Origin of the sequence: Enterobacter sp. DTU_2021_1002640_1_SI_PRY_ASU_LCPMC_013, from assembly GCF_032389435.1 — a bacterium.
GTDB classification, from domain to species: Bacteria; Pseudomonadota; Gammaproteobacteria; order Enterobacterales; family Enterobacteriaceae; genus Enterobacter; species Enterobacter hormaechei_C.
In genome coordinates this window covers 2,971,236-2,994,841 of record NZ_CP135594.1, presented here as the reverse complement: position 1 = coordinate 2,994,841, position 23,606 = coordinate 2,971,236, and the positions used below count along the sequence as shown (strand labels likewise).

Here is a 23,606-nt window from a genome sequence, read left to right as displayed (position 1 = left end):
GTACGAAAAACGGTTAAATTCGCTGTTTTAAGCTACGCTTTTGTCTCAAGCCTATGAAAAAGGCCACAAAATAATGAGGAAAGCAGAATGACGATTATTAAGGGGATAACAGGATCGGCGGTGCTTCTGGCGGCGCTAAGCCTGCCGCTACAGGCCGCAGAGCCGGTTAAGGTGGGTTCCAAAATTGATACCGAGGGCGCGTTGCTCGGCAATATCATTTTGCAGGTACTCGAAAGCCACGGCGTGAAAACGGTCAATAAAGTACAGCTTGGCACCACGCCTGTCGTACGTGGTGCCATCACGTCCGGCGAGCTGGATATCTACCCGGAATACACCGGCAACGGGGCATTCTTCTTCAAGGATGAAAACGATCCGGCCTGGAAAAATGCCAAAGCCGGGTACGAAAAAGTCAAAAAGCTGGACGCGGAAAAAAATAAGCTGGTCTGGCTTACGCCGGCACCGGCCAACAACACCTGGACCATCGCGGTGCGTAAAGATATTGCCGAGAAAGGCAAGCTCACCTCGCTTGACGATCTCAGCCGCTACCTGAAAGAGAAGGGCGAGTTTAAGCTCGCGGCCTCGGCAGAGTTTATCGAGCGCGCTGATGCCCTGCCAGCGTTTGAAAAAGCCTATGATTTCAAGCTCGATCAGTCTCAGCTGCTCTCGCTGGCGGGCGGCGACACGGCGGTGACCATTAAGGCGGCGGCGCAGCAAACCTCCGGCGTCAACGCGGCGATGGCCTACGGCACCGACGGCCCGGTCGCGGCGCTTGGTCTGCAAACCCTGACCGACCCGAAAGGCGTTCAGCCAATTTACGCCCCAACCCCGGTCGTGCGCGAGGCGGTGCTGAAAGCCTACCCGGATATTGCGGAATGGCTCAAACCGGTGTTTGAAAAACTGGATGCGAAAACGCTGCAACAGCTGAATGCCAGCATTGCCGTTGAGGGGCTGGATGCCAAAAAGGTGGCTGCCGACTTCCTGAAACAACAAGGGCTTGTGAAGTAACAGGACAAGGCTGTGCCAATAAAATGTCATAACCGCGTCCTGCTGCTGTTGGCCTGTGTGGCCATTGCGGCGGTCGCGTTACCCTTTGTAAATGTCGCGCCAAACCGTCTGGTGTCGGGCGAACCGCGCGCGCTCTGGCAGATCTGGTCATTTACGCCGCTACTACTGGGCGCGGCGCTGGCGAGTACTGTAGCCTTAGCCTTCTGGCCAGGGCGAGCCGCCCTTTGGCTGACGCTTCTGCTCAGCGAAGCACTGTTTATCGTGCTGTTCTGGAGCGCGGGACAGGCGGCAACGCAGATGGCCTCGGTTGAAAGCCCGCTGGCGCGCACGTCGATTGGCAGCGGGCTGTGGCTGTGGCTGGCACTTTGTCTGCTGGTCTGTAGCGATGCCATTCGCCGTCTCACGCCGCTACCCGTCTGGCGCTGGCTGCTGAACGCGCAATTCTGGGTTATCCCTCTGCTGATCCTCTTCAGCGGCGATCTGAATCAGCTCTCGCTGTTAAAAGAGTACGTCAACCGCCAGGAGGTGTTTGACAACGCGCTGGCGCAACATCTGACGATCCTGTTCGGGACGCTGATCCCGGCGCTGCTGCTGGGCGTGCCGCTGGGTATAGGGTGCTACCGGCATCCCAGCCGCCAGGGTGCCGTCTTTACCGTGCTCAACGTTATTCAGACCATCCCCTCCGTTGCCCTGTTTGGCCTGCTGATTGCCCCTCTGGCCGGTCTGGTGAAATCCTTCCCTGCGTTGGCCGCGGCAGGCATTGCCGGAACCGGGCTGACGCCTGCCCTTATCGCCCTTGTGCTGTATGCGCTGCTGCCGCTGGTGCGCGGCGTGGTGGCGGGGTTAAGCCAGGTTCCGCCCGACGTGCTGGAAAGCGCCCATGCGATGGGGATGAGCGCGCGCCAGTGTTTCTGGAAAATACAGTTGCCGCTTGCGCTTCCGCTGCTGGTTCGCAGCCTGCGGGTGGTGACGGTGCAAACCGTGGGGATGGCGGTGATTGCCGCGCTGATCGGGGCGGGCGGCTTTGGGGCACTGGTCTTCCAGGGGCTGCTCAGCAGCGCGCTGGATCTGGTGCTGCTGGGCGTTGTGCCCACGATTGCGCTGGCGGTCGTACTGGATGCCCTGTTTGCCCTGTGGCTCGCGCTGCTCAGGAGAAGAGCCAATGATTGAATTTCATGATGTGAGTAAAACCTTTGCGGGCCGTCCGGCGGCAAGCCACCTCAATCTGCATTTTGCCGAGGGGGCGTTCTCGGTATTGATCGGGACGTCGGGGTCGGGAAAATCGACGACGCTGAAGATGATCAACCGGCTGGTGGAACATGACAGCGGGACGATTCGCTTTGCCGGAGAGGAGATCCGCAGCCTGCCGGTGCTGGAACTGCGGCGGCGTATGGGCTACGCCATTCAGTCCATCGGCTTGTTTCCCCACTGGACGGTGGCCCAGAACATTGCCACCGTGCTACAGCTGGAAAAATGGTCCCGGGGGAAGATCAATGAGCGTGTCGACGAGCTGATGGCGCTGCTGGGCCTGGACGCGTCGCTTCGCGACCGCTATCCGCACCAGCTTTCCGGCGGACAGCAGCAGCGGGTCGGGGTGGCGCGCGCGCTGGCCGCTAACCCGCAGGTGCTGCTGATGGATGAGCCCTTCGGCGCGCTGGATCCGGTCACCCGCGGCGCACTTCAGGCGGAGATGAGCCGCATCCACCGTATTCTAGGGCGCACCATCGTGCTGGTGACGCATGATATCGACGAAGCGCTGCGGCTGGCCGATCGTCTGGTACTGATGGATCACGGCGAAGTCGTCCAGCAGGGTACGCCGCTTGAGCTGTTAACCTCGCCGGCGAATGATTTTGTGCGTGAATTTTTTGGCCGCAGCGAGCTGGGCGTCAGGCTGCTCTCGCTGCGCACCGTCAGGGACTATCTGCGTCCGCAGGATGCGCAAATCGGTGGTGAACCGCTGCACGATGGGATGAGCCTGCGCGATGCCCTGTCGGCGTTTGTCGCCCGGCAGTGCGAGGTGTTACCCGTTGCGGACGGGCAGGGGACGCCATGTGGGACGATCCATTTTCGCGATCTGCTGGCGGGGGAGGTGACGCGTGAAGTGGGTCCGTGATCCGTTACTCTGGCTGACAGGGCTGTTTATCGCCTTACTCTACCTGATGCCGCACAGCGCGGCGCTGTTTAATGCGCTTGTTCCCGGGCTGCCGCGCCCGGTGTACCAGCAGGAGAGCTTTGTTAATCTCACCCTGGCGCACTTCTGGCTGGTGGCGGTGTCAAGCGTGATTGCCATCGTGCTGGGCACAGGCGCCGGTATTGCGGTGACGAGACCCGCGGGCAGGGAGTTTCGTCCGCTGGTGGAGACCATCGCCGCAACGGGGCAGACCTTCCCGCCGATGGCCGTGCTGGCGATTGCCGTGCCGGCGATCGGTTTTGGGCAGGAGCCTGCCATCATTGCGCTGATTTTGTACGGCGTGTTGCCCATTCTGCAAGGGACGCTGGCGGGGATTGCGGCGGTGCCTGCATCGGTGCTGAGCGTAGCGGAAGGGATGGGGATGAGCGCCTGGCAGCGGCTGGTGAAGGTCGAACTGCCGCTGGCCGCACCGGTGATTATCGCCGGCGTGCGAACGTCCGTGATTATCAACATTGGTACGGCAACCATCGCCTCGACGGTCGGAGCCAATACGCTGGGAACGCCGATCATTATCGGGTTAAGCGGGTTTAATACGGCTTACATTATTCAGGGGGCGGTTCTGGTTGCGCTGGCGGCGATTGTGGTGGATCGCCTGTTTGAACGCCTGGCCGGATACCTCAGCCAACACCGCCGCGAACAATAAATGAATAACCTGCAAGCATAACGCCACCGATACCGCTGATGGCCATCAGTGCAAAGAGGGTAATTACGGCCAGTTTCGTTGCCTTCATCATGTGCTCCTGTTGTTAACGGAACAATTATACGGTGAAGCGCAGCTGTTAATGAACCATTAAATGCCGTTACGACGCATTTGGCCCCAGCGAGTAAACGGGATAACCATGTTCGCGCCATTCCGTCAGGAGCTGCTGCTGGGAAGCGGAGGGGACTTCGCCGCACCAGACCAGCAGCGTCTGTCCCTCAAACAGTTCCGGCCTGAGCTGGGCCAGGGAGTGGGCAAGCACGTCAACGCGCCAGCCCTGCTGGGTGGCAATCCAGGCTTCGAGCCACAGTCGGGTGGTATCGTGTACGTTCCAGCCGATCACCAGCGCATCTTTGCTGTTTTTATTCCGCGCTGAGGCAAGACAGACGGAAATATAGTTAATCAGCACGCCATCAAGCATGCTGAGCAGTGCCTGTAAGGTGGTTTGCTGACACTGAAGCCGACGCCGTAGGGGAATAAAAAGATGGGTGATCAGGGTTTGCGCCGGGTAGTCTCGACCCTGTTCTTTGATCCAGCCGCGCAGACGCTGCAAATTGCCACTCTGCAACAGCCTCAGCAGCGTTTCCTGCTGCTCGCGCCAGAGAAGCTGCGTATCGGGATCGTCCTGGCTCAGAAGCGATTTTACCTTGCCGACCTGTACGCCGTTGTCGATCCAGCTTTTGATCTCGCGGATCCGGTCAATATCCGCATCGTTAAACAGGCGGTGCCCGCCGTCCGTTCTTTGCGGCTTAAGCAATCCATACCGTCGCTGCCACGCCCGTAGCGTAACGGGATTGATATCACACAGGAGTGCCACTTCACCTATTGTGTAAAGCGCCATTTTCGCCCCCAGGCTTGCGCGTCCCCAGCTTAACTGTAGACCCACTTTGCGGAACCAGGAAGATTTGATTCTTTTTTGTACAAATTATACGAAAGACAGGTTATCTCCGGCAAAAGGTGTGATGGCGGACACGATTTATCGCTTTTTTGGCACGTTTCAAAGAAAGTTAACCGCTATCAGTGTATGTTACGCGTTTTTAGAATGTGCGGTTTGTGAGTATGTACGAGTTTAATCTGGTGCTGCTGTTGCTTCAGCAGATGTGCGTGTTCCTTGTCATCGCCTGGTTGATGAGCAAAACGCGCCTGTTTATCCCGCTGATGCAGGTCACCGTCCGTCTGCCGCACAAATTCCTCTGCTACGTCGTATTTTCCATATTCTGCATTATGGGGACCTGGTTTGGTCTCCATATCGAAGATTCCATCGCCAATACGCGCGCCATCGGCGCGGTAATGGGCGGGCTGCTCGGAGGCCCGGTTGTCGGCGGTCTGGTGGGGTTAACCGGCGGCCTGCACCGCTATTCGATGGGCGGTATGACGGCGCTGAGCTGCATGATCTCCACCATCGTCGAAGGGCTGCTCGGTGGTCTCGTCCACAGCTATATGATTAAGCGCGGTCGCCCGGATAAAGTGTTCAGTCCCTTTACCGCAGGGGCGATTACCTTCGTGGCGGAAATGGCGCAGATGGCGATCATCCTGCTGATCGCGCGCCCGTTTGACGATGCGTTACATCTGGTCAGCAGCATTGCCGCACCGATGATGGTCACCAATACCGTAGGTGCGGCGCTGTTTATGCGCATTCTGCTCGACAAACGCGCCATGTTCGAAAAATACACCTCGGCATTTTCTGCCACCGCCTTAAAAGTTGCGGCGTCGACGGAAGGGATCCTGCGGCAGGGATTCAACGAGGAGAACAGTATGAAGGTGGCGCAGGTGCTGTATAAAGAGCTGGATATCGGAGCCGTGGCGATTACCGATCGCGAAAAGCTGCTGGCATTTACCGGCACCGGCGACGACCACCATCTGCCGGGCAAACCGATCTCCTCGGCCTATACCCTGCGCGCTATTGAAACGGGTGAAGTGGTGTATGCCGACGGAAATGAAGTGCCGTACCGCTGTTCCCTGCATCCGCAGTGCAAACTCGGCTCTACGCTGGTCATTCCCCTGCGGGGCGAAAACCAGCGCGTCATGGGCACTATTAAGCTTTACGAAGCCAAAAACCGCCTGTTCAGCTCCATCAACCGCACGCTGGGGGAGGGGATCGCCCAGCTGCTTTCGGCGCAAATCCTGGCGGGGCAGTATGAACGGCAAAAAGCGCTGCTGACGCAGTCAGAAATTAAGCTCCTGCACGCTCAGGTGAACCCGCATTTCCTGTTTAACGCGCTCAACACGCTGAAAGCGGTGATCCGCCGCGACAGCGATCAGGCCGCGCAGCTGGTGCAATTTCTCTCGACCTTTTTCCGCAAAAATCTGAAGCGACCCTCGGAGATCGTCACCCTCGCGGACGAGATTGAGCATGTAAACGCCTATCTGCAAATTGAAAAAGCGCGCTTCCAGTCACGTTTACAGGTGTCGTTATCCGTCCCGGACGATCTGGCGTATCAGCATCTTCCGGCCTTTACCCTGCAACCGATTGTAGAAAATGCCATTAAGCATGGGACGTCGCAGCTGCTGGGAAGTGGAGAGATTATGATTTCCGCTTCCCGTTTTAACCGCCATCTGGTGCTGGATATTGAAGACAACGCGGGGCTGTATGAAGCTTCCGCGTCAGGCGGTCTGGGCATGAGCCTGGTGGATAAACGCCTGCGCGCGCATTTTGGTGACGACTGCGGTATCACCGTCGCCTGTGAGCCAGACCGCTATACCCGAATTACCTTACGATTGCCGCTGGAGGAGAACGCATGTTAAGAGTGCTGATTGTCGATGATGAGCCGTTAGCACGGGAAAACCTGCGTGTTCTGTTGCAGGAGCAGAGTGATATCGAGGTTGTGGGGGAATGTGCCAATGCGATTGAAGGCATCGGTGCGGTGCATAAACTGCGCCCGGACGTGCTGTTCCTCGATATTCAGATGCCGCGCATCAGCGGGCTGGAGATGGTCGGCATGCTCGACCCGGAGCACCGTCCCTATATCGTCTTTCTGACGGCCTTTGATGAGTACGCGGTAAAGGCGTTTGAAGAGCACGCGTTTGATTATCTGCTGAAGCCGATTGAAGAGAAACGGCTTGAAAAGACCCTGACCCGCCTGCATCAGGAGCGTACCGTGCAGGACGTGACGCTGCTGCCGGAGCATCAGCAGCCCCTGAAGTTTATCCCCTGTACCGGGCACAGCCGGATTTACCTCCTGCAAATGGACGACGTTGCCTTTGTCAGCAGCCGTCTGAGCGGGGTATACGTCACCAGCGCCGAAGGCAACGAAGGCTTTACCGAGCTGACCCTGCGCACGCTGGAGAGCCGCACGCCGCTGATCCGCTGCCATCGTCAGTATCTGGTGAACATGGCGCACCTGAAGGAGATCCGTCTGGAAGATAACGGCCAGGCCGAGCTGGTGCTGCGCGCGGGGCAAACCGTCCCGGTCAGCCGCCGCTACCTGAAAAGTTTGAAAGAGGCGATAGGGCTGTAAAACTGGTACACTGCGCGCCATTGCATCATCGACATTCGAAGGCTCTATGCTAAGTAACGATATTCTTCGTAGCCTGCGCTACACCCTGAAAGCGAACAATAATGACATGGTGCGCATTCTTGCGCTCTCCGACATGGAATCCACGTCTGCCGGTTTCGACACCTGGATGACCAAAGAAGACGAAGAGGGCTTTGTTCGCTGCCCTGACATCATTCTGTCGGGTTTCCTGAACGGCCTGATTTACGACAAGCGTGGCAAAGATCCGGCCGCGCCAGAGCTGGCGCTGGAGCGCCGGGTGAACAACAACACGGTGCTGAAAAAGCTGCGCATCGCGTTCTCGCTGAAAACGGACGATATTGTGGCGATCATGACGGAGCAAAAATACCGCGTATCCGTGCCGGAAGTGACCGCCATGATGCGCGCGCCGGACCACAAAAATTACCGCGAGTGCGGCGACCAGTTCCTGCGTAATTTCCTGCGCGGGCTGACCCACCGGGTGCATCATCCGAAGGAGTGATTTTTAGCCGGGTGGCGGCTTCGCCTTACCCGGCCTACAAAACCCGTAGGCCCGTGCAAGCGCAGCGCCGCCGGGCAAAAAAAAGCCGGAGACACTCTCCGGCTTTTTTGTTATTTCACCTGCTGACCCGGCTTCGCGCCTTCGTCAGGGCTTAACAGGAAGATATCTTTCCCGCCCGGGCCTGCGGCCATCACCATCCCCTCAGAGATGCCGAAGCGCATTTTGCGCGGTGCCAGGTTGGCGACCATCACGGTCTGACGACCAATCAGCACCTGCGGGTCCGGATACGCAGAACGGATGCCGGAGAAGACGTTACGCTTCTCGCCGCCCAGATCCAGGGTCAGACGCAGCAGTTTGTCAGAACCCTCCACGAACTCCGCGTTTTCGATCAGCGCCACGCGCAGGTCGACTTTGGCGAAATCATCAAAGGTGATGGTCTCCTGAATCGGATCGTCCGCCAGCGGGCCGGTCACCGGTGCGGCAGCCGCTTTCACCTCTTCTTTGGATGCTTCCACCAACGCGTCAACCTGCTTCATCTCGATGCGGTTATACAGCGCCTTGAAGGTGTTCACCTTGTGGCCGAGCAGCGGCTGCTGGATGGCATCCCAGGTCAGTTCGGTGTTCAGGAATGCTTCCGCGCGGGCTGCCAGCTGCGGCAGAACCGGCTTCAGCCAGGTCATCAGCACGCGGAACATGTTCAGACCCATGGTGCAGATCGCCTGCAAGTCGGCGTCGCGGCCTTCCTGTTTCGCCACCACCCACGGCGCCTGCTCGTCGACATAGCGGTTGGCCACGTCTGCCAGCGCCATGATTTCGCGAATGGCTTTACCGAATTCACGGCTTTCCCAGGCTTCGCCAACCGCAGCGGCGGCGTCGGTGAAGGTTTTATACAGCTCAGGATCGGCCAGTTCGGCAGAAAGCACGCCGTCAAAGCGTTTGGCGATAAAACCTGCGTTACGGGACGCCAGGTTCACCACCTTGTTGACGATGTCCGCGTTCACGCGCTGCACGAAATCTTCCAGATTCAGGTCGATATCGTCGATGCGGGAAGAGAGCTTCGCGGTGTAGTAGTAGCGCAGGCTGTCCGCGTCAAAGTGGTTCAGCCAGGTGCTGGCCTTAATAAACGTCCCGCGAGATTTAGACATCTTCGCGCCGTTCACCGTTACGTAGCCATGTACGAACAGGTTGGTCGGCTTGCGGAAGTTGCTGCCTTCCAGCATTGCTGGCCAGAACAGGCTATGGAAGTAAACGATGTCTTTACCGATGAAGTGATACAGCTCGGCATCGGAATCTTTCTTCCAGTATTCGTCGAAGCTGACGGTGTCGCCGCGCTTGTCACACAGATTCTTGAACGACCCCATGTAGCCAATCGGCGCATCCAGCCAGACGTAAAAATATTTGCCCGGCGCGTTCGGGATTTCGAAGCCAAAGTATGGCGCATCGCGGGAGATATCCCACTGTTGCAGACCGGATTCGAACCACTCCTGCATTTTGTTCGCCACCTGCTCCTGCAACGCACCGCTGCGGGTCCACGCCTTCAGCATTTCGCTGAACGACGGCAGGTCGAAGAAGAAGTGCTCGGAGTCACGCATCACCGGCGTCGCGCCGGAGACCACGGACTTCGGTTCGATAAGCTCGGTCGGGCTGTAGGTTGCGCCGCACACTTCGCAGTTATCGCCGTACTGGTCCGGGGATTTACATTTCGGACAGGTGCCTTTGACGAAACGGTCCGGCAGGAACATGCCTTTTTCCGGATCGTACAGCTGAGAGATGGTGCGGTTTTTAATGAAACCGTTCTCTTTCAGACGGGTGTAGATCAGCTCTGACAGCTCGCGGTTTTCGTCGCTGTGCGTGGAGTGATAGTTGTCATAGCTGATGTCAAAGCCAGCAAAATCGGTCTGATGCTCCTGACTCATTTCGGCGATCATCTGTTCCGGGGAAATGCCCAGCTGCTGCGCTTTCAGCATGATCGGCGTGCCGTGGGCATCGTCCGCACAGATGAAGTTCACCTCGTGGCCGCGCATTCGCTGGTAACGGACCCAGACATCAGCCTGGATATGCTCCAGCATGTGGCCGAGGTGGATTGAGCCGTTGGCGTACGGCAGGGCGCACGTTACCAGAATTTTTTTCGCGACTTGAGTCATAGTAGGCATTACTTCTTTTAACTGTGAAAAGGGTTTTCGATATTACCAAAAGGGGCATTATTAAGTAAGCACAAACCGCGGCCTTTCAGGTAAACTTGTTTGTCTAAGGTCTTATTCACAAGAACAAAGGAGTCGGGATGAGTTCTCAATCCCAGGCCAAATCACCGGAAGCCTTACGAGCAATGGTCGCCGGGACGCTGGCTAATTTTCAGCATCCAACCCTGAAGCACAATCTCACGACGCTGAAAGCGCTTCATCACGTCGCATGGCTGGACGATACGCTGCACATTGAGCTACAGATGCCGTTCGTCTGGACCAGCGCCTTTGATGCCCTGAAAGAGCAAACCAGCTCTGAGCTGCTGCGCATTACCGGCGCAAAAGCAATTGACTGGAAGCTAAGCCACAGCATTGCCACGCTGAAACGCGTGAAAAACCAGCCGGGCGTTAACGGCGTGAAGAACATCATCGCCGTCAGTTCAGGCAAGGGCGGGGTGGGTAAATCGTCAACCGCCGTGAACCTGGCGCTTGCGCTGGCGGCAGAAGGGGCGAAAGTCGGCATTCTGGATGCGGATATCTACGGCCCATCCATTCCAAACATGCTGGGGGCGGAAAACCAGCGTCCAACTTCGCCGGACGGCACCCACATGGCGCCAATCGTGGCGCACGGTCTGGCGACCAACTCCATTGGTTACCTGGTCACGGACGATAACGCAATGGTCTGGCGTGGCCCGATGGCCAGCAAGGCGCTGCTGCAAATGTTGCAGGAGACAATGTGGCCTGACCTCGATTATCTGGTACTGGACATGCCGCCGGGCACCGGTGATATCCAGCTGACGCTGGCGCAGAACATTCCGGTTACCGGCGCCGTCGTGGTCACCACACCGCAGGATATCGCGCTGATCGACGCTAAAAAAGGCATCGTCATGTTCGAGAAGGTGGAGGTGCCGGTACTGGGTATCGTTGAGAACATGAGCATGCATATTTGCAGCAACTGCGGGCACCATGAGCCTATCTTTGGTACCGGTGGCGCCGAAAAGCTGGCGGCGCAATACCACACGCAACTGCTGGGGCAACTGCCGCTGCATATCACACTGCGTGAAGATCTGGATAGCGGTAAGCCAACGGTGGTCAGCCGTCCGGATAGCGAATTCACGGAAATCTATCGTCAGCTGGCGGGGCGCGTTGCGGCGCAGCTTTACTGGCAGGGCGAAGTCATTCCGGGTGAAATCGCCTTCCGCGCGGTGTAACGCCTCTGCGCGTTAGTGCCGGGTGGCGGCTTCGCCTTACCCGGCCTGGCTCGATTTTGTAGGTCAGGTAAGCGTAGCGCCACCTGACTTTACCCAAGCCGATAGTGCATCAAATAATACTCTCCGTCCGGAGAATCTCCCGTCGCCTCAATGTGCCAGCCGTGGCGCTGGTAAAACGCAACCGCCCGCTCATTCTTCACCAGACACTTGAGTGAACCCGTGCTGGTAAACGTCTTCTGCACGTGTTCAAGCAACACATGTCCGACGCCCAGGCTCTGATAGTTCGGATCGACAAACAGGTTGTGCAGAAAATTATCGTTCGTCCAGACTGAGGCAAAGCCAAGTCGGTGCCCATCCTGCTCCGCCACCCAAATCCCTTCGTCCAGGGTTGCCGCGTCAAAATCTTCAAGCTGCCACGCAGAACTGTCCAGCCACGGCCAGGCTTCACGTCGGGCGTGAAGGAAGAGCGTGCGCAGGAAAGGGCGATCGCTCTCCTGCCACGGACGGATTAGGATCGTATCAGCGGTGATAGAAAATATCTCCGTTATAGGCTTTGTAGATTTTGCCATCGGCATCGCCAATCAGAACATAATTCTCACCCATGTAGGTCCAGTGTGTGCCGGCATCGGGCGCAGGAAGGTTACGCAGCTGGTACTGTTTGATGGTGTACTCAGGCGTCTGATACTGCGCGGGCGCGGTGTCGCCGATTTTAAACTTCGTAAAATCGGCAATAAACTCTTGTTCTTCATAGGCCTTGATGCCGGAAGGCGCTGTCGATGCTTGCGGTGCAGCGTGCGCGGCCCCCACCAGTGACAGTAATACACCCAGAAGCAACAATTTACGCTTAGCCATTTTTTCTCCAGTCATATCGTTACTGATACTTTTTGTGTGCAGATCCGCAAACGGATGGCAGACAGTTCATTTTAAGTATCCTCACAGGGTGAGTTTGCAAAAAATGTAACAAAAGTGCACGGTTTTGTGTAGTCGCAACCGTCATTAATTATTACTTCGACGAATAAATATGAGCTTATACAGATAACATAATTATTGGTTTATTAATTAATTCTGAAAAAACATTTTCCAGGCAAATTTACTAAGATTCAGGCATGCATTCAACAAATAGAACATTTAAGATTGCCTGAAACCCTCTTTCCGAATGCCTGATTAAGACAATGCAGGGCTGTAAAAGTCTGTCCAAAGGAATGTCGTGTGGTTTTATAAATACTCTTTGTGGTTCTGTTAATTCATTGAATAACAGCAGCTTGTGCTTGAGTAAAGTGTAACAGTTTTATCCTGTGTACGATAATCACTACTATAAAAGATATTATGTAATAAATGAAAAACACAACAGTTGTATCGATATTATTTTTAATTATTACCCCATTATCTGGCTGCGTATTTTCCCCTGGCCAGCATCTCGATCTCGCTGGGAAAAAGATAATTGCCGCAGAAGATGCAAATGATCGTCTGGAGAAACGGATTGATGTTTATCCTCTTACGCCTTCGTTAATTGAAAAATTGCGGCCATCGGTTTTGAAATCTCAGGCAAATCCTAATCTGGATGAACAGGTCAAAAACTGGGAATACCGTATCGGCGTTGGGGATATTCTGACCGTCACCGTCTGGGATCACCCTGAACTGACAACCCCGGCAGGGCAGTATCGTAGCGCCAGTGACACCGGTAACTGGGTCAATGCCGACGGCACGCTTTTCTATCCCTATGTCGGTAAATTGCAGGTGGCTGGCAAAACGGTCGCACGGGTACGCGAGGAGATCACGGCCCGGCTGAACAATGTTATTGAAAGCCCGCAGGTGGACGTCAGCGTCGCCTCTTTTCGCTCACAAAAAGCCTATGTGACGGGCGAGGTGGTGAAGTCGGGGCAGCAGGCTATTACCAATATTCCGTTAACGGTCATGGATGCCGTGAACGCCGCTGGGGGGCTCTCTGCCGACGCAGACTGGCGCAATGTCGTGCTGACGCATAATGGGAAGGACACGCGCCTCTCGCTGTATGCGCTGATGCAGCATGGCGATCTCACGCAAAATAAGCTGCTCTATCCCGGCGATATTCTGTTTGTCCCCCGTAACGATGCGCTGAAAGTGTTCGTCATGGGCGAGGTCGTTAAACAGAGCACGCTGAAAATGGATCGCAGCGGCATGACCCTGGCCGAAGCGCTGGGCAATGTCGGTGGGCTGAACCAGAATATGGCCGATGCCACCGGAATTTTTGTCATTCGTTCGCTGCCGAAAAGCGAGCGTTCAGAAAAAATTGCCAACCTCTACCAGCTCAATGCTCAGGACGCGTCAGCCATGGTGTTAGGCACCGAGTTTCAGCTTGAGCCCTATGACATTGTCTATGTCACCACTGCACCACTGTCCCGCTGGAATCGCGTGATATCACAGCTTGTTCCGACCATCAGCGGGGTGCATGACCTTACCGAAACGGTTCGTTACATCAGATCGTGGCCGCAATAATGTTCAAATCAATACTCGTGGTTTGCACCGGAAATGTCTGCCGTTCTCCAATTGGGGAGCGGCTTTTACGCCAGCACCTGCCCGACAGATATATCGCCTCGGCGGGCATATTCGGGCTTGAAGGGCGCCCGGCGGATGACAGCGCCCAGGACGTAGCCTGGCGGCATGGGATTTCCCTCGACGGCCATGTGGCGCGCAGGCTGACACGCAATCTGATGCAGGGATCCGATCTTATCCTGGTTATGGAGCCGGAACATCTTCGCTTCATTGCGGCCATGGCGCCGGAGATTCGAGGAAAGTCGCTGCTTTTTGGGCAATGGCTGGAGCCGCAGGAGATCCCCGATCCCTACCGTCAAAGCCGGGAAGCGTTTGAATATGTGTTCGGGCTATTGGGTAAAGCCAGTCAGGAATGGGCACGTCGTTTAGGTCAGCAAGGAATGAAGCATTAATGTCGTCTTACACAACAGACAATTATGGTGCAGCGGCACCCCAACAACATGAAGTCGATCTCGTTCGTTTGCTCGTCGAGATGATCGACCACCGCACGATGATTCTGTGCGTGACGTTCCTGTCCATCCTGTGCGCCGGTCTCTATGCCTGGATTACGCCACCTGTTTATCAGGCGGATGCCATGGTGCAAATAGAAAACAAACACGATAACAACCTGCTCAAAGGTTTGAGCCAGCTGGGCACCGATGTGTCGCCGGATGTTGCCCCTGAAATTTTACTGCTGAAATCCCGCATGATCCTCGGCGAGACCGTCGACAAATTAGGTCTGACGCAGCAGGCTAAGCCGCGCGTTTTGCCTGTGGTGGGGCATCTCTGGCAGCGTCTGCAAGGGCGTGAGCAGGGCAACATAACGTTAGGCGAACTCCAGATCCCGCAGGTGGAAGGCAAAGCGCAAGAGCTCACGCTGACCGTACAGGGAGCAGGCAAGTATCACCTGACGGGCGAAAACATTGAGGCAGATGGTCGGGTTGGGAAAACGTTGGTTACGCAAGGGATCGTTCTGCTGGTGACGTCGATTGAGGCGATGCCAGGCACGCAATTTTCGCTTAAGTCGTTGACGCGGCTTGAGACGATCAACGCGCTGAAGAAGCGTCTCACGGTTGCGGAATCGGAGAAACAGAGCGGTATCGTGACCTTAACCCTGACGGGCGAAGATCCTGACAACATCGCCCGGGTGCTGAATGCAATTGCTGAAAATTATCTCCAGCAAAATATCGCGCGCCAGGAGGCTCAGGATTCTCGTAGTCTGGATTTTTTACAGGAGCAGTTGCCGAAAATCAGCGCGGACCTGGATCAGGCAGAAGCGCGGCTGAATGCCTACCGGGCGCAGCGCGACTCGGTGGACCTGTCTCTGGAGGCAAAATCTGTCCTGGATCAGGTTGTTAACGTTGAGAATCAGCTAAATGAGCTGACGTTCCGGGAGGCAGAGATCTCCCAGCTCTTTAAAAAGAGTCACCCTACCTATCGTGCATTGCATGAAAAGAGACAGACCCTTGAGCGGGAACGGGAGCGTCTCAATAACCGTGTGTCAGCTATGCCCTCCACGCAGCAGGAGATTTTACGCCTGAGCCGCGATGTTGAGTCGGGTCGCACGATTTATTTACAGCTATTGACGCGCCAGCAGGAGCTGAATATTTCCCGATCCAGCGCTGTCGGGAATGTGAGGATCATTGATGAGGCTGTTACGCTGCCGGACCCAATAAAGCCGCGTAAAGCGTTAATCATCGTTCTTGGCGCGCTGTTCGGGCTAATGCTCTCAATGGGGACCGTGCTGGTACGTCAGGCGTTCAAACGTGGGATCACGCTTTCCGAACAGCTGGAAGCGCAGGGGATGCCGGTTCTGGCTACGTTGCCACGTTCACAGTGGCTGTGGAGTAAAACGCAGTTGCGCAGAAAAAATCCGTTTTCTCGTCGCTGGAAACACAAAACCTCGGATGTGCCTTTCCTGCCCGTCGATCGCCCTGCTGATATGTTTGTTGAAGCAGTACGCGGGCTGCGGACCAGTCTGCATTTCACCATGATGGAGGCTGAGAACCGCATTGTGATGATTTCTGGCCCCACGCAGGACTGCGGAAAAACGCTGGTGGCGACGAACCTGGCGGCCATCGCCGGGCAGAGCGGTCAGCGGGTGCTGTTTATTGATGCGGATATGCGCCAGGGCTATGTTCATAATATTTTTGGTCTGGAGAACCGCCACGGATTGTCCTGCCTGCTCGAAGGGAAACGCGACTTAGCGGGGGTCATTCAGCATGCTGAAAAAGGGGGAATTGACGTCATCACCTGCGGCCCGGAACCCCTGCGCCCGTTAGAATTGCTGTTAAGCGAACGATTCCTTTCCGTCATGTCCTGGGTTAACGAGCAATATGACATTGTCATCATTGATACACCGCCGGTTCTGGCCGTCACCGATGCCGCGCTGGTTGCCAGAGCAGCCGGAACAACGCTAATGGTTGCCCGTTTCGATAAAACCAGCGTGAAAGAGATGGAGAATACCGTTAAACGGTTACAGCACGTTGGCGTGAAGGTCAGCGGCACAATCCTCAACGATATTGTTAAATCCGCAGCGCTGTATTACAGCTCGGGGTACAGCCAGTATGAATACGGTTATGCTTCGAGGAAAAAAGGGGAAAGGCGTTAGCGCGGGAAAAACAATCCCTCTCCCGGGTGGGAGAGGGATAAGTATTACTTCGCCATCACTTCCTGCGCGGTACGCTCAACCAGAGACAGCAGGATTTTTACGTCCTCCAGCGTCACGGTTGGGTTCAGCAGGGTCAGCTTCAGGCAGGTGATACCGTTATGCTCGGTCACACCGACGTTTGCACGGCCAGACTCCAGCAGCGCATCGCCAATTTTCTGGTTCAGCAGGGCAATACCGGCGTCATCCAGCTGCGCCTGCGGACGGAAGCGGAACAGCACGCTTGCCAGCTGGGGTTGCATCACCAGTTCCAGAGCAGACTGCTCTTTCACGTAAGCCGCAACCTGCTGCGCCAGCGTCACACCGTGATCGATGATTGCCGCGTATTGCTCCTGACCCAGCGCTTCCAGGCTCATCCACAGTTTCAGCGCGTCGAAACGGCGCGTGGTTTGCAGAGATTTGGAGACCAGGTTAGGTACGCCCGCTTCTTCATCGAACTCAGAGTTCAGATAGGCCGCCTGATAGCGCATCAGTTCATAGTGACGCGCTTCTTTCAGCAGGAACGCACCGCAGCTGATGGTCTGGAAGAACTGCTTGTGGAAGTCCAGGGTGACGGAATCCACCAGCTCGATACCGTCCAGGTAGTGACGATACTGCTCAGACATCAGCAGCGCGCCGCCCCAGGCCGCATCAACGTGCACCCAGATATTCTGTTTCGCAGCCAGCTCAGCAATAGCACGCAGCGGATCGATAGCACCCGCATCGGTCGTACCGGCCGTGGCCACAATCGCCAGGATCTGCTCGCCGTTCGCGTTGCACTGTTCGATTTTCGCCGCCAGATCGGTGAGATCCATGCGGGAGAATTCGTCAGTTTTCACTTGCACCACGGACTGGTAGCCCAGACCCATCAGCGCCATGTTTTTCTGCACGGAGAAGTGGGCATTTTCCGAACACAGCACGCGGATCTTACGCAGATCGCCTGTCAGACCGTCCTGCTGAACCGAGTGGCCCTGACGCGCAAAGAATGCGTCACGCGCCAGCATCAGCCCCATCATGTTACTCTGGGTGCCACCGCTGGTGAAGACGCCTGCGTCGCCAGCCTGATAACCCACGCGGGTACGCAGCCACTCGATCAGTTTGATCTCAATGATGGTTGCGGACGGGCTTTGATCCCAGGAGTCCATACTCTGGTTAGTGGCGTTGATCAGCACTTCCGCCGCCTGGCTAACCACCAGGCTTGGGCAGTGCAGGTGCGCCACGCACTGCGGGTGATGAACGGACAAACTGTCTTTCAGGAAGAACTCCACGGCGCGTTCAATCGCCGCTTCGTTGCCCAGCCCTTTCGGGTTGAAATCCAGCTTAATACGGTCGCGCAGCTCCGCGACCGTTTTGCCCTGGTACATCTCAGGCTGTTTCAGCCACTGCATCACAGCCTGAGTGCTTTGTTCAATCGCCTGCTGGTAAGCTTCAATGCTCTGCGCAGAGGAGAACAAAATTGGGTTTGAATCAGACATCGTATTCAACAACTCCGGTTACGCCGGGCTAACGCCCGCAGCAAGCAGTGCCTGCTCGAATTTATCCAGGAAGACTTTCAGCTCGTCATCGCTGATCAGCAGAGAAGGCAGCAGACGCAGAACGATACCGTTACGGCCGCCACGCTCCAGAATCAGACCCGCTTCGAAGCATTTCTTCTGGATCAGTGCAGACAGCTCGCCATCGCCCGGGAAGCAACCCATGTGGTCGGCCGCTTCATGTGGCTTAACGATTTCAATACCGATCATCATGCCCAGACCGCGAACGTGGCCGATCACCGGATAGCGTTTCGCCATCTCTTTCAGCTGGCCTTTCAGCCATTCGCCCTGTGCAGCTACTTTGCCCGCGATGTTCTGGTCTTTCAGGATCTTCAGCGTGGTCAGACCGGTAGCCATCGCCAGCTGGTTGCCGCGGAAAGTACCGGTATGGTGACCTGGCGCCCATGCATCGAACTGCTTTTTGATACCGAGCACGGCCAGCGGCAGACCGCCACCGACTGCTTTAGACATCACGATGATGTCTGGCTCAATGCCTGCGTGTTCGAAGGCAAAGAATTTACCGGTACGGGCAAAGCCAGCCTGGACTTCGTCGAGGATCAGCAGGATACCGTGTTCCTGAGTGACTTTACGGATGCGCTGCAACCACTCAACAGGCGCCGGGTTCACGCCACCTTCACCCTGAACGGCTTCGAGGATCACTGCGGCAGGTTTACGCACGCCGCTTTCGACGTCGTTAATCAGATTTTCGAAGTAGTAGGTCAGCGCCTTCACGCCCGCCTCACCACCGATACCCAGTGGGCAACGGTACTCGTGTGGGTAAGGCATGAACTGGACTTCTGGCATCATACCGTCAACCGCTTCTTTCGGAGACAGGTTGCCGGTGACGGACAGTGCGCCGTGGGTCATACCGTGGTAACCACCAGAGAAACTGATGATACCGCTACGACCGGTCACTTTTTTCGCCAGCTTCAGCGCCGCTTCAACGGCGTCAGCCCCGGACGGGCCAGTGAATTGCAGGCAGTACTCTTTGCCCTGACCAGGCAACAGAGAGAGCAGGTATTCTGAAAACGCGTCTTTCAACGGCGTGGTCAGATCCAGGGTATGTAACGGCAAGCCGCTGGTAATGACATTTTGGATGCTTTTCAGCACATCAGGATGATTGTGTCCAAGCGCGAGGGTGCCTGCGCCTGCTAAACAGTCAAGGTATTCTTTATTATCTGCATCGGTGATCCACACGCCTTCTGCTTTCGTGATCGCTAAAGGCAGTTTGCGCGGATAACTCCTGACGTTAGATTCAAATTCGGCCTGACGGGCCAGATAGGTTTCGTTGCTTTTGTGGGCATCTACGGTGTCAATACGGACTTTATCCGTCATCATATCACTCCTACAACCGCCGCTTCGTTATGAGCAACGATTGAATAAAAAGTTAAAAAACAGATGGGGCCTGAAAAAAACGCCGCCAATATAGAGCCTTTTGCCACCGGGCTCAATGGTTAATTTGTTTACTGTTTTGTGACACAGGGCACAGGGCAGGGAAGATCGCCATTTGTATGGGGAAAATCGCACTTTATGCTAAATAAAAACAGCAGCTTACGTATGATTTATCCGCATTGTAAAATCAGACAAAAGAGTGTGACAAATCGTGCGATTGTCAGGTGAAAAGGAGGCAGTGAGCCTCCTTACGCTGTTTATTTCTGGCTAACGCGTAAAATACCGTGTTCGCGTCCCTTCGTTTTATTCCACGACGCGTCCGTAATACCGTTTTCATCCAGGCTTAGCGATATCACAAAACCGTTACCACGGATCTCATAGAAATTCGCATTCAGGCGTTTAACGCTGGCTTTCTTGCCGTTAACGGTAGCGCTAAAAAAGCCGTTAGAAAGCGTGGCGTTAACCGTATCCGACGAGAACGAGGCTTCACGCAGGGGATCGTGAACGGATGTCGTTGGTTCGTGTTGTGCCGCGTTTTCCGCTTTGGTTTTGCTGATATCGCAAGAGCCATCGCCAGCGCTAATTTGCGTGCATCCCGAACGCTCTAATTGAGCGCTATAATGGGCGTTTATGGCGTGCGCAGGCGAAATACACCCAGCAAGTACGGCAGCGCTTAACACTAGCATCATTGATTTTTTCATTTTATCACCTTAAAAACGACACAAATAATAAGAAACGTACATAATGCCGATCCAGACGCCGACCGAAATAAGCATTAGATACAGGGCAGCTGAAATAAAAATGTGTTTGAGCATGTTATTGGCCATCATCATACTTTCCATCAGCGAAGTACTGTCGCCCTGAAAAGCTCCCTCTATTATGAATGTAGTCGAGTTACGTGTTTTACTTAAAAGCCAATCCCGATACCTGCGCCCATAGCAAGATCATTATTTGTAGAATCGCTTACGCCAGCTTTAACGATGGTGTTGCTACCAACGTGGAAGGATGCACCCACACTAACAGCTTGCTCGTCTTTAAAGCTACCTACACCAGCAGAGAACATTACAGCCTGATCTTTCTCTACTTGAGGCATAGAGGCGATAGCTACAGCGCTAGCAGCACCTGAACGGGCTTCTTTCTGATTGCTATCAACTTCATCTTTCAGGCTCTTGAATTGAGAGTTAGTGTTAGCTTGCGCTTGTGCGAACACTTGTTGAGTAGCTTTCAGATCTTTAGCTTGTGCTGTAGTTTGGTTATTGAGTGACTTAACCAGATTGATAGTTTTAGTATCAACTTCTTTCTTAGTGATGGTAGTTGTGATTCCGTTAGAGCCAGCTTTACCTGCATCCCCTTTATCACCTTTAGCGCCAGTGTCGCCCTTATCACCTTTGATGGAATCTCCTTTATCTCCTTTCTCACCCTTAACACCTGGAGCACCATCTTTCCCAGCTATACCTTGTGCGCCTGTATCACCTTTCAAACCTTGCGCACCAGTTGCACCTACAGCGCCTGTAGCACCCGTTGCCCCGTCTTTACCGTCAACACCATCTTTACCATTAACACCGTCTTTAGGTGGTGTTTGGTTCTCTAAAGCGGTGATCCGTTGATCATGGTTAATCAATACAGAACCTTGTAACGCGCTATCATCTTGCAATGATTTAATATCGGAACCATTGTTAACAACACCTTGTAAAGCTGTGTCTGCTTTGTTTTCAATGTCATTAATCAAAATATTTTGTTTGTTGTCGGTGGTAATCTGATCAGCTTTGTTATCATCTACTTTCTGATTCAAAGTAGAGTTAAATTGTGCATTAGCATTAACACCAGCTTGAGCAGCATCAGCTTTATTTACAGCAGTGTTAGCAGTATCTTGCGCATTATTGATAGCAATGTTTGCTTTAACAATATCCCCTTGCAGATTATAGATTTGTCCGTCTTGTTGAGTGTTGCTAGCCTTGATGTTATCAAGGTTATATGCGGTGTTGTCAGTCCCTTGAACCTGAATAAAAGTACCTGGATTGGTAACATTATCGTTAAGAGTTACATTTACATAAGCAGCTTTAGCTACGTTCATTGAACCAGCAAAAAGAGCACCGATAATAGCGACAGCAATTACGGTTTTACTAACAGGTTTCATTTGAAATGACTCACAGTGTTTGGCAGATAAAATATACGCTATCGATATTGCTAACGTTTGTTTAAGCAGAGCTGAATGGGTAAGTTTAAGTGTGTCGAATTTTATAGTTATGTTGGTAACGGAGCGAAACTATAAATATTTCGCGGCAATAAATATTGATTTTAATCATGTTTTTTATTAATGGTAAGAATGAAGGGAAATAAGGTTATTGCGTTATTTCTTCTTTGAAATCAATTTGTTATTACATACTTGCGAACTGTCCTAATTTAACCTTATGATTTTAATGATATTTTATTTTGACATTTATACGGTTTTATTTAAGTGATGGAAATTATGATTTACACGGGGGTTTTCAAATGAAAATCACAACCTTTAAAGCTGAAAGTAAACATTATCGAGTGGGTGTGTTTAAATAACGGGTAAGATATTCTTCCGTAAGATTTTCAATGTAGACATTAAATAAAGATGTTTGCAATGTGAATTCATTGTTAGTTATTTATTCAGTACAAATAATACCGGAAAATGAACAATGGAATTTCTCATTTTTTGTGTAACCTGAACCCGTCTGTACTTTCTAAGACAGTGAGATAAAGGGAAAAGGTTGTCAGTAGGCTCAACCACGGGTACACTAAATAACAAAGTATTGTTTAAGCTTTTGTTTTATAAATGATTTGACTCGGGGTGCCCTTCTTTGTGAAGGCTGAGAAATACCCGTATTACCTGATCTGGATAATGCCAGCGTAGTCCTGGCGATTATCCTCATATAAATCAAAAGATTATTACTCCTTTTCGTCCCGTATTGTTCAGCCGTAACACATTGAAGCTCTCCAAATGGGACACAAAACCATACGCCACACCATTAAACGTAACGGGGTTTATTACGTTCTTTTTCGCCTGCCTGATAATAAGTTTTTCCGTAAGTCGTTAGAGACTGACAGCCACACTCAGGCGCAGTTGCTCATGTCTTTTGCTTCTCCTGTAATACCTTTGGTCCAACGTGGAACCATCCAACCGGATCACTTCGGTAAGCGTCTTTCTGAGTATGGCAATAGTCTGAAGCAGCAGAATGAACAATGGCTGGCGCACCAATTTCTGAATGATGTGCGGCGCAATATTCAGCCGATGGTTGCTCATGAATACCGCGAGGTTGTTACACCTTCAGAAGATGAGGAAGAACACACTGAAGTACAGTCAAAGGATGTGTTAACACTGGCTGGCGCTTGGAATATGTACAAAAAGGAGAAAGTCCAAAACTGGACGAAGGCAATTTCACAGGCCAATGAGCGCTTTATGGAAGTCATGTTAATTGTCCTCGGTGCATCAGCAGACGTAACGACGATAACCAAGCAGGACATCAAGCAGGTGATGGAAGTTGTTGAAAACTTTCCAAAGCGTGTTGTACAGCCTTATCGGTCGATGACTGTTCAGCAACTGATCGAGTGTGATGATGTGCCACCTGAAGACTTGGTTGGCGCTGAGTCTATCCACAAACATTTGAAGATTTACAAATCGTTGTTCAAAACCTTCCTGACTGACAATAAAGATATTCTGGAGAAGTCTCCGACTGATGGCTGGCAGAAGTGGATCACCTTGCTGTTGGCATATACGGGAGCCAGAAGAGGGGAGATCGCCAGGCTGGAGAAATCACAGATCAAATTTGATGAAGATAGCCAGCGGCACTATCTCCTGATCGCGGAAGGAGGGCAGGGTAAAACCGAGAACGCTACAAGGCAGGTGGCGATCCATCCCAAACTGATCGAGTGGGGTTTCCTTGATTTTGTTAACTGCCAATGGAAAGAGAAAATCTTCTCGCCTGTATCTGGTAAAAACATGCCGAAGATCGGCAAGGTCTTAGCAGATGTTAGAGATCAGCTTGGCATTCCTTATCTTGATGATTATGGGCAGCGGCGATTGGGTGCATAGCTTTTGGCATACGATGATTTCTGGCTGTTTAGCTGGTTGGGTGGGTAACCTGGCACATCTGCAACAGGTGGTCGGTCATGAGAAGAGCGGCTCTGGTATTACCAGACGCTATTTGCACACCTTTCCGTTACGCTCAGTTTGTTATGTGATAGATGGTTTGGCTTGGTTGTAACGTCTTGGTACTACCAGGACTAAGGAAAGG

At 53.7% G+C, this 23,606-nt stretch carries 20 protein-coding genes, 1 pseudogene and 1 riboswitch; of the genes and pseudogenes, 12 read left to right on the top strand and 9 right to left on the bottom strand.

Annotated elements, in window-relative coordinates; translation table 11 throughout:
- Positions 1 to 87 precede the first annotated feature (87 nt).
- The 4 genes from RS584_RS14385 to RS584_RS14370 are packed head-to-tail and all read left to right on the top strand — an operon-like array spanning position 88 to position 3,839.
- Entirely contained in the window at positions 88 to 1,005 is a 918-nt protein-coding gene (locus RS584_RS14385) for an ABC transporter substrate-binding protein (protein WP_015572333.1), read from the top strand.
- Positions 1,006 to 1,017: 12 nt separating this feature from the next.
- The gene (locus tag RS584_RS14380; protein WP_159403413.1) at positions 1,018 to 2,175 is read left to right on the top strand and encodes an ABC transporter permease; all 1,158 of its coding nucleotides are present in this window, start codon (positions 1,018 to 1,020) and stop codon (positions 2,173 to 2,175) included.
- Entirely contained in the window at positions 2,168 to 3,118 is a 951-nt protein-coding gene (locus RS584_RS14375) for an ABC transporter ATP-binding protein (protein WP_039270368.1), read from the top strand. The genes RS584_RS14380 and RS584_RS14375 overlap by 8 nt, the downstream gene beginning before the upstream one ends.
- Positions 3,102 to 3,839 carry an ABC transporter permease gene (locus RS584_RS14370; RefSeq protein WP_315748090.1) on the top strand — a complete coding sequence of 246 codons (738 nt, stop codon included), beginning with the start codon at positions 3,102 to 3,104 and terminating at the stop codon, positions 3,837 to 3,839. Before RS584_RS14375 ends, RS584_RS14370 begins: the two co-directional genes overlap by 17 nt.
- Here RS584_RS14370 and RS584_RS14365 read toward each other — a convergent pair.
- Together RS584_RS14365 and mlrA are read right to left on the bottom strand one after the other, a co-directional pair.
- Positions 3,814 to 3,927: a protein YohO gene (locus RS584_RS14365; RefSeq protein ID WP_017383372.1), complete on the bottom strand. Its 114-nt coding sequence runs from the start codon at positions 3,925 to 3,927 to the stop codon at positions 3,814 to 3,816. The two genes, RS584_RS14370 and RS584_RS14365, sit on opposite strands and share 26 nt — an antisense overlap.
- A 69-nt stretch (positions 3,928 to 3,996) precedes the next feature.
- Positions 3,997 to 4,737: an HTH-type transcriptional regulator MlrA gene (gene mlrA, locus RS584_RS14360; protein WP_017693055.1), complete on the bottom strand. Its 741-nt coding sequence runs from the start codon at positions 4,735 to 4,737 to the stop codon at positions 3,997 to 3,999.
- A 218-nt stretch (positions 4,738 to 4,955) separates the two neighbouring features.
- On the opposite strand from mlrA, the gene RS584_RS14355 reads away from it, so the two are divergent.
- From RS584_RS14355 to RS584_RS14345, 3 genes are read left to right on the top strand one after another with little or no spacing between them, the layout of a single operon-like run.
- Positions 4,956 to 6,641: a sensor histidine kinase gene (locus RS584_RS14355; protein WP_032648895.1), complete on the top strand. Its 1,686-nt coding sequence runs from the start codon at positions 4,956 to 4,958 to the stop codon at positions 6,639 to 6,641.
- The gene (gene btsR, locus RS584_RS14350) at positions 6,635 to 7,354 is read left to right on the top strand and encodes a two-component system response regulator BtsR (protein WP_015572336.1); all 720 of its coding nucleotides are present in this window, start codon (positions 6,635 to 6,637) and stop codon (positions 7,352 to 7,354) included. Before RS584_RS14355 ends, btsR begins: the two co-directional genes overlap by 7 nt.
- Positions 7,355 to 7,400: 46 nt before the next feature.
- Entirely contained in the window at positions 7,401 to 7,871 is a 471-nt protein-coding gene (locus RS584_RS14345) for a DUF1456 family protein (protein ID WP_315748089.1), read from the top strand.
- A 110-nt stretch (positions 7,872 to 7,981) separates the two neighbouring features.
- On the opposite strand, the gene metG is transcribed toward RS584_RS14345, so the two are convergent.
- A complete protein-coding gene (metG, locus tag RS584_RS14340; RefSeq protein WP_015572338.1) occupies positions 7,982 to 10,015 on the bottom strand; it encodes a methionine--tRNA ligase in 2,034 nt (677 codons plus the stop codon).
- 137 nt (positions 10,016 to 10,152) lie between these two features.
- Here metG and apbC point away from each other — a divergent pair, with 137 nt between their 5' ends.
- Positions 10,153 to 11,262 (top strand): iron-sulfur cluster carrier protein ApbC, encoded by a 1,110-nt coding sequence (gene apbC / locus RS584_RS14335; protein WP_017383367.1) that lies wholly within the window; start codon positions 10,153 to 10,155, stop codon positions 11,260 to 11,262.
- A gap of 89 nt (positions 11,263 to 11,351) precedes the next feature.
- On the opposite strand, the gene RS584_RS14330 is transcribed toward apbC, so the two are convergent.
- Together RS584_RS14330 and RS584_RS14325 are read right to left on the bottom strand one after the other, a co-directional pair.
- Positions 11,352 to 11,831, bottom strand: coding sequence for a GNAT family N-acetyltransferase (locus RS584_RS14330; RefSeq protein ID WP_032103267.1), 480 nt, complete (start codon positions 11,829 to 11,831; stop codon positions 11,352 to 11,354).
- Entirely contained in the window at positions 11,782 to 12,114 is a 333-nt protein-coding gene (locus RS584_RS14325; protein WP_315748088.1) for an RcnB family protein, read from the bottom strand. Before RS584_RS14325 ends, RS584_RS14330 begins: the two co-directional genes overlap by 50 nt.
- 483 nt (positions 12,115 to 12,597) lie before the next feature.
- Here RS584_RS14325 and RS584_RS14320 point away from each other — a divergent pair, with 483 nt between their 5' ends.
- From RS584_RS14320 to RS584_RS14310, 3 genes are read left to right on the top strand one after another with little or no spacing between them, the layout of a single operon-like run.
- Complete coding sequence (locus tag RS584_RS14320) at positions 12,598 to 13,737, top strand: polysaccharide export protein (RefSeq protein WP_315748087.1); 1,140 nt, start codon at positions 12,598 to 12,600, stop codon at positions 13,735 to 13,737.
- Positions 13,737 to 14,186 (top strand): protein tyrosine phosphatase, encoded by a 450-nt coding sequence (locus tag RS584_RS14315; RefSeq protein WP_060459950.1) that lies wholly within the window; start codon positions 13,737 to 13,739, stop codon positions 14,184 to 14,186. The genes RS584_RS14320 and RS584_RS14315 overlap by 1 nt, the downstream gene beginning before the upstream one ends.
- Positions 14,186 to 16,384 carry a polysaccharide biosynthesis tyrosine autokinase gene (locus RS584_RS14310; RefSeq protein WP_315748086.1) on the top strand — a complete coding sequence of 733 codons (2,199 nt, stop codon included), beginning with the start codon at positions 14,186 to 14,188 and terminating at the stop codon, positions 16,382 to 16,384. Before RS584_RS14315 ends, RS584_RS14310 begins: the two co-directional genes overlap by 1 nt.
- Before the next feature lie 44 nt (positions 16,385 to 16,428).
- Here the strand turns inward: RS584_RS14310 and RS584_RS14305 are convergent, their stop codons facing one another.
- The 4 genes from RS584_RS14305 to RS584_RS14290 form a co-directional block, all read right to left on the bottom strand.
- On the bottom strand, positions 16,429 to 17,895 hold the full coding sequence (locus RS584_RS14305) for an aspartate aminotransferase family protein (protein WP_315748085.1): 1,467 nt from the start codon (positions 17,893 to 17,895) through the stop codon (positions 16,429 to 16,431).
- 18 nt (positions 17,896 to 17,913) lie between these two features.
- Positions 17,914 to 19,290, bottom strand: coding sequence for a diaminobutyrate--2-oxoglutarate transaminase (locus RS584_RS14300; protein WP_015572345.1), 1,377 nt, complete (start codon positions 19,288 to 19,290; stop codon positions 17,914 to 17,916).
- A gap of 311 nt (positions 19,291 to 19,601) precedes the next feature.
- Positions 19,602 to 20,045 (bottom strand): hypothetical protein, encoded by a 444-nt coding sequence (locus RS584_RS14295; protein WP_315748084.1) that lies wholly within the window; start codon positions 20,043 to 20,045, stop codon positions 19,602 to 19,604.
- A gap of 206 nt (positions 20,046 to 20,251) precedes the next feature.
- Positions 20,252 to 21,481: a YadA-like family protein gene (locus RS584_RS14290; protein WP_315748083.1), complete on the bottom strand. Its 1,230-nt coding sequence runs from the start codon at positions 21,479 to 21,481 to the stop codon at positions 20,252 to 20,254.
- 667 nt (positions 21,482 to 22,148) lie between these two features.
- A riboswitch (TPP riboswitch) is annotated at positions 22,149 to 22,245 on the top strand.
- 67 nt (positions 22,246 to 22,312) lie between these two features.
- Between RS584_RS14290 and RS584_RS14285 the strand changes: the two are divergent.
- Positions 22,313 to 23,576, top strand: a pseudogene (locus tag RS584_RS14285) (integrase).
- The last annotated feature ends 30 nt before the right edge of the window (positions 23,577 to 23,606 follow it).